The sequence below is a fragment of the Marinifilum sp. D737 genome (genome assembly GCF_026672275.1).
Lineage (GTDB): Bacteria > Bacteroidota > Bacteroidia > Bacteroidales > Marinifilaceae > Marinifilum.
Map to the genome: position 1 here is coordinate 1 of NZ_JANQCD010000071.1, position 4,842 is coordinate 4,842.

Annotated in this window: 6 protein-coding genes; 2 read left to right on the forward strand and 4 right to left on the reverse strand. The window is 35.2% G+C overall.

Features of this window, described 5'->3' with window-relative positions; translation table 11 throughout:
* Window positions 1-215, forward strand: a 215-nt coding sequence (locus tag NQ163_RS20330) for a hypothetical protein (protein ID WP_268192148.1), incomplete at its 5' end; no start/stop codon positions are given.
* Between the two features lie 37 nt (window positions 216-252).
* On the opposite strand, the gene NQ163_RS20335 is transcribed toward NQ163_RS20330, so the two are convergent.
* From NQ163_RS20335 to NQ163_RS20350, 4 genes are all read right to left on the reverse strand, one after another.
* Window positions 253-474, reverse strand: coding sequence for a heavy-metal-associated domain-containing protein (locus NQ163_RS20335; RefSeq protein WP_268192149.1), 222 nt, complete (start codon window positions 472-474; stop codon window positions 253-255).
* A gap of 97 nt (window positions 475-571) precedes the next feature.
* The gene (locus tag NQ163_RS20340; protein ID WP_268192150.1) at window positions 572-2,791 is read right to left on the reverse strand and encodes a heavy metal translocating P-type ATPase; all 2,220 of its coding nucleotides are present in this window, start codon (window positions 2,789-2,791) and stop codon (window positions 572-574) included.
* Window positions 2,792-2,881: 90 nt separating this feature from the next.
* Window positions 2,882-3,445 (reverse strand): helix-turn-helix domain-containing protein, encoded by a 564-nt coding sequence (locus tag NQ163_RS20345; protein ID WP_268192151.1) that lies wholly within the window; start codon window positions 3,443-3,445, stop codon window positions 2,882-2,884.
* A gap of 246 nt (window positions 3,446-3,691) precedes the next feature.
* Entirely contained in the window at window positions 3,692-4,570 is an 879-nt protein-coding gene (locus NQ163_RS20350) for a hypothetical protein (RefSeq protein ID WP_268192152.1), read from the reverse strand.
* A gap of 77 nt (window positions 4,571-4,647) precedes the next feature.
* On the opposite strand from NQ163_RS20350, the gene NQ163_RS20355 reads away from it, so the two are divergent.
* Window positions 4,648-4,842: hypothetical protein (locus tag NQ163_RS20355; RefSeq protein WP_268192153.1), on the forward strand; the 195-nt coding region annotated here is incomplete at its 3' end.

Below are 4,842 nucleotides of genomic sequence, written 5' to 3' on the forward strand. Positions count from 1 at the left end.
GTAAAATGATTCCTAAACATGATCTTATTGTTACTCACACCGCAAGGCGTAGTTTCTGCACCAATGCATACCTAGCTGGCGTTGATAAACTAGATATTATGGCTATCAGCACTCATAAAACAGAAAGTTCATTTATGAAGTATATCAAAGTAACCAAACAGCAGCATGCTGACCGACTAGCAGCACATCCTTTTTTTAAACAACAGAACTTATAATGACATTCTATTCTCCAGAGACCTCAGGAAAAACGATTTACCCCTTTAAAGTCATAGCTTTGAAGCCTTTACTTTTAACTATAGCAACTACTTCTTCTTCGGTAATACCGTCTGATTTTACTGTAAGGATTTTGTCCACATTGTCCGTATCCACGTTCCAGTGGCAGATTCCCTCTAGGTTATCTAAGTCGGACTGAACTTTTGATACACAACCTCTGCAATTAAGATTTGTTTTGAACTGAAATTCTTTATTTTCCATTGTTTTAAATATTTAATTGTTATTTGATATTGCAAATATCTATATAACGTTCTGAATTGTTTTCTAATTTATTACTTGATTTGTGAGATCTAAAGTTTTACTTTTTCCATTTCAACCGCAAACTATTACTTACCACACTAACACTACTCAATGCCATAGCTGCACCGGCAATCATTGGGTTAAGTAAGAAACCGTTAATTGGGTAGAGAATACCGGCAGCAATCGGAATACCGATAAGATTATAAATAAATGACCAAAATAGATTTTGCTTAATGGTGGTTACGGTTTGTTTTGAAAGTCTTATTGCCTGTGGTATTTTGGAAAGGTCTGATGAAATGATTGTCATTTTTGCAACGTCCATTGCGACGTCCGAACCTTTACCCATTGCAATGCTTACATTGGCTGTTGCTAAAGCTGCACTGTCGTTAATACCATCGCCTACCATAGCGACTACTTTTCCTTTCTGCTGCAGTTCTTTAACAAAATCAGCTTTGTTTTGTGGCAACACTTCTGCCTTATAATGCTTAATTCCTGTCTGCTCTGCAATGGCTTTGGCAGTCGCTTCGTTATCGCCTGTAAGCATATACAAATCAATTCCCATTTCCTGCATTTCTTTGATTGCATGTACTGATGTTTCTTTTATTTTGTCGGAAATAGCAACTACGGAAAGGGCTTGTATGCTGTCCGAAAACCAAATAACGGTTTTGGATAATTTACTCCATTCATCAGCTTGCTGTTGTAATGATTCAGGAATACTGATATTGTTTTCTGCCAATAGTGTTTTATTACCCACAAAATATGTTTCATTGTTGTGGTCGGCTTTTGCTCCTTTACCTGTAATACTGTTGAAGTTAGACAAAGCTAAGGTTGCTACTCCATCCAAATGTTTTACTATTGCTTCTGCCAACGGGTGCTCGGACTGCTTTTCTATACCTGCTAAAATTGCTTTGGTTACATCATCATTATGGCGACATTGAATACCAGTTACCTCGGGTCTGCCCTCTGTAATCGTTCCTGTTTTGTCTAATATGATGGCATTGACTTTTTTAGTCAACTCTAAACTTTCTGCGTCTTTAATCAAAATACCTTGTTCTGCACCTTTACCAACGCCCACCATAATTGCCGTAGGTGTAGCCAAACCCAAAGCACAAGGACAGGCAATAATCAATACGGTAATGGCAGCCAATAATCCCTGTACTACTCCATTGTCGCCACCCAAAGTGAACCATAAAGTAAATGTGAGAATAGCAATAACTATCACTATGGGAACAAAAATACCTGCAATCTTATCTACCAACTTTTGTACAGGCGCTTTGCTTCCCTGTGCGTCCTGTACCATTCTGATGATTTGGGCAAGCATTGTTTCCTTACCAACTTTTACGGCTTTGAATTGGAAACTTCCTTTTTGGTTAATCGTTCCTGCAAAAACTTTTTCGTTTTCCTTTTTCAAAACAGGTACAGGCTCTCCACTTAACATACTTTCGTCTACGTAAGAACCACCCAAAGTAACCAAACCGTCCACTGCAATCTTTTCGCCCGGTTTTACAAGGATAATATCGCCTGCGATTACGTCTTCAATTGCCCTTTGTTTCTCCGTTCCGTCATTTTGTATTACGATAATGGTTTTGGGTTGTAAGCCCATTAGTTTTTTTATAGCAGAAGATGTATTGCCTTTGGCTTTCTCCTCCAATAATTTACCTAACAGAATGAATGCAATAATAACTGCTGCTGCTTCAAAGTAAACGTGAGCATGTAAACCTCTCTGATGCCAAAACTCGGCAAAAAGCATATTGAATACACTAAACATATAGGCAATTCCCGTACTCAATGCTACAAGCGTATCCATATTGGCAGAACGGTGTTTTGCCTGTTTCCACGCATTTACAAAGAAATTCCTACCCAACCATAATACAACAGGGGTAGAGAATACCCACATAATCTGGTCGGCATAAGGTATATTCATAAAGAACATTCCTATCACTACAACAGGCAAAGACAGAGCAACTGCCAAAATGGTTCTGGTTTTTAGTTGTTTAAATTTCTTTTCGTGGATAGCTTCTAAAGTATCCTGCTGTTTGGTTTCATCTTCAATCAGTAAATCATAACCAACACCTTGTACTGCCTTTTGTAGTTTGGGAGCATCGATCACATTGGGCAAGTACTCAACACTAAGATTTCCCGTAGCGAAGTTTACGGAAGCGTTAACTACGCCCTCCTGATGTTGCACAATGCTTTCGGCACTGCTTGCACACGATGCACAAGTCATACCTAAAACAGGGAAACTCTGGGTAATTGTATTTTTATCTCTTGTTGCCATATCTCGATTGTTTTATATTTACAATGCAAAATTGGCAATAATATGAGTGGCAGTTATTGTGGAATTTTGGAAATGGTTTGTAAGATTTACTTATACCTCGTCCAAAGGTTTTCTTCTATCTTCACATATCTTTTTAAAATGGCTGGGTGAAAGTCCTGTTATTTTTTTGAATTGGTTGCTTAAATAGCCTACACTAGAATAGTTCAAACGAAATGCAATTTCGCTCAAAGACAGCTCATCATATACCAATAGTTCTTTTACCTTTTCTATTTTTTGAGCAATAAAGTATTTTTCAATAGTAGTACCCTCTACCTCAGAAAACAGGTTGGACAAATAATTATAATCATGACGCATTTCGCTGCTTAATACTTCTGAAAGATTGGTATTTATCTCATTGTCCTGATAATGCACAAGGTCAATAATTATATTCTTCATTTTTTCAATGATACGGCTTTTTTTGTCGTCAATGAGTTCAAAGCCTAACGGTATCAGCACTTCCTTTAATTTGTTTTTTTCTTCATCCGTGAGTCCATTATTCAGCACAACCTCCCCAAGTTTGATGTTCTTTACATCCAGACCTAATTTATCGAATTCATTTTGCACTACCATAATACAGCGATTACAAACCATATTTTTGATAAAGAGTGTTGTCATATTTTTCTCCTAATATTTCATTTTTTGCACAGTCGTTTCATTAGCTTGCAGAGAACGTTGGGCTAAGAAGCGTAGGTGAAAATTGAAATGAACTCTCTCACTTTGCACATAGCCTAAACTTTGTTTTACAATTATAACTTTTTGAAAGGTCAAAAGGAAGTTTTGGCGATTTTTATTAAATGAAGCTCACATTCAAATTACACCAAACACTTATATTTTATAGCCATGTTAGGTGCTTTTATTATTCTATTTCTTATCAAAATACAAATCTATTGATCTATCCATTGGTAAATCCTTGAGCCACCATATTTGCCTTCTTTTCATATGATTATCAGGAATGTATCCTAAATATTTTATTGAAGGATTATACTGACTATTTTTATTAAATGACTTGATTAAAGAATTTGCTTGCCCCACTACTGTCTTATCAAAAAACACAGAATCTAGATAGCCTACATTTGGATATTTCTTTGAAATTTCATTTTGAGCGGAATTCAAAATTCTTGCAGCTTCATTTAAAGCGATCCCGTAGCAATTTCTATTTCCCGCTATATCATAAAAAAAGTCTGTTTCATTAAGGGTGCAGCTTATTTTCAAATGAAGCTTATTGTCAGATCTTTGCTCTTTTGAATATTTCTTTAAAATATCATCTTGTAAATTATTCATTTCATTAAGAATAATCATTACAATTTTAAAAAAACTATCGTTTATATTTTCATTAAACACCAAATAGCAACCATCACCTGATGGTATTATCTGTTCAATCAGCTTATTAATTGTTCTTAGCTTTAATATTATTTGATGTAAAATTGTATTAAAGACGGTTAGTATTGATGCAAAGTAAAGAGAATTACCTTTTGAATAATCAACAATGTCTATTAGAATCACTCCTCGTTTTTTGGGTCTAAACAAAGCATCTTGGAATTTATTTGTTTTAATAAATGCTTTTAGTTGATCTGTAAAACTAATTTTGTATTTTGATATTAAAACATTTGGTTCATTCTTATTTAAAACAACTCCTTCAATAATTTGTATTTTCTCATTAGGTTCATCAATATTATATATTTTTGTACCTCTTTCGATTAAATTAGCTAATCTTTCTATTGTTAATTTGGTTTTCATCATAAACAGCTAATTCTGAGTAACATTTATAATAATCCCTAATATATCAATTGCTTAGATTATTTCAAAATTTCATCAATTTGTCATCCATTCAGCTTGAAAAACGCTTCCTAAATAAATTATTTCCTGTTGCTGAAAAAAGTATAATTGCACCTAACGTTTCGCGGGTATGGCGTCGTGCCGCTGTTTCCGCAGGTCTGTTGTTTATAGTTCTGTTGTTAAAATCTCACTTCTGTATCCAGCCGAGCCAAACCGCGGCATGCGCCAGAGACCTC

What these genes read in the sequence shown, in the direction of transcription:
- NQ163_RS20335 (WP_268192149.1), bottom strand. Translation starts at nt 474, where the DNA reads ATGGAAAATAAAGAATTTCAGTTCAAAACAAATCTTAATTGCAGAGGT.
- NQ163_RS20340 (WP_268192150.1), bottom strand. Translation starts at nt 2,791, where the DNA reads ATGGCAACAAGAGATAAAAATACAATTACCCAGAGTTTCCCTGTTTTA.
- NQ163_RS20345 (WP_268192151.1), bottom strand. Translation starts at nt 3,445, where the DNA reads ATGACAACACTCTTTATCAAAAATATGGTTTGTAATCGCTGTATTATG.
- NQ163_RS20350 (WP_268192152.1), bottom strand. Translation starts at nt 4,570, where the DNA reads ATGATGAAAACCAAATTAACAATAGAAAGATTAGCTAATTTAATCGAA.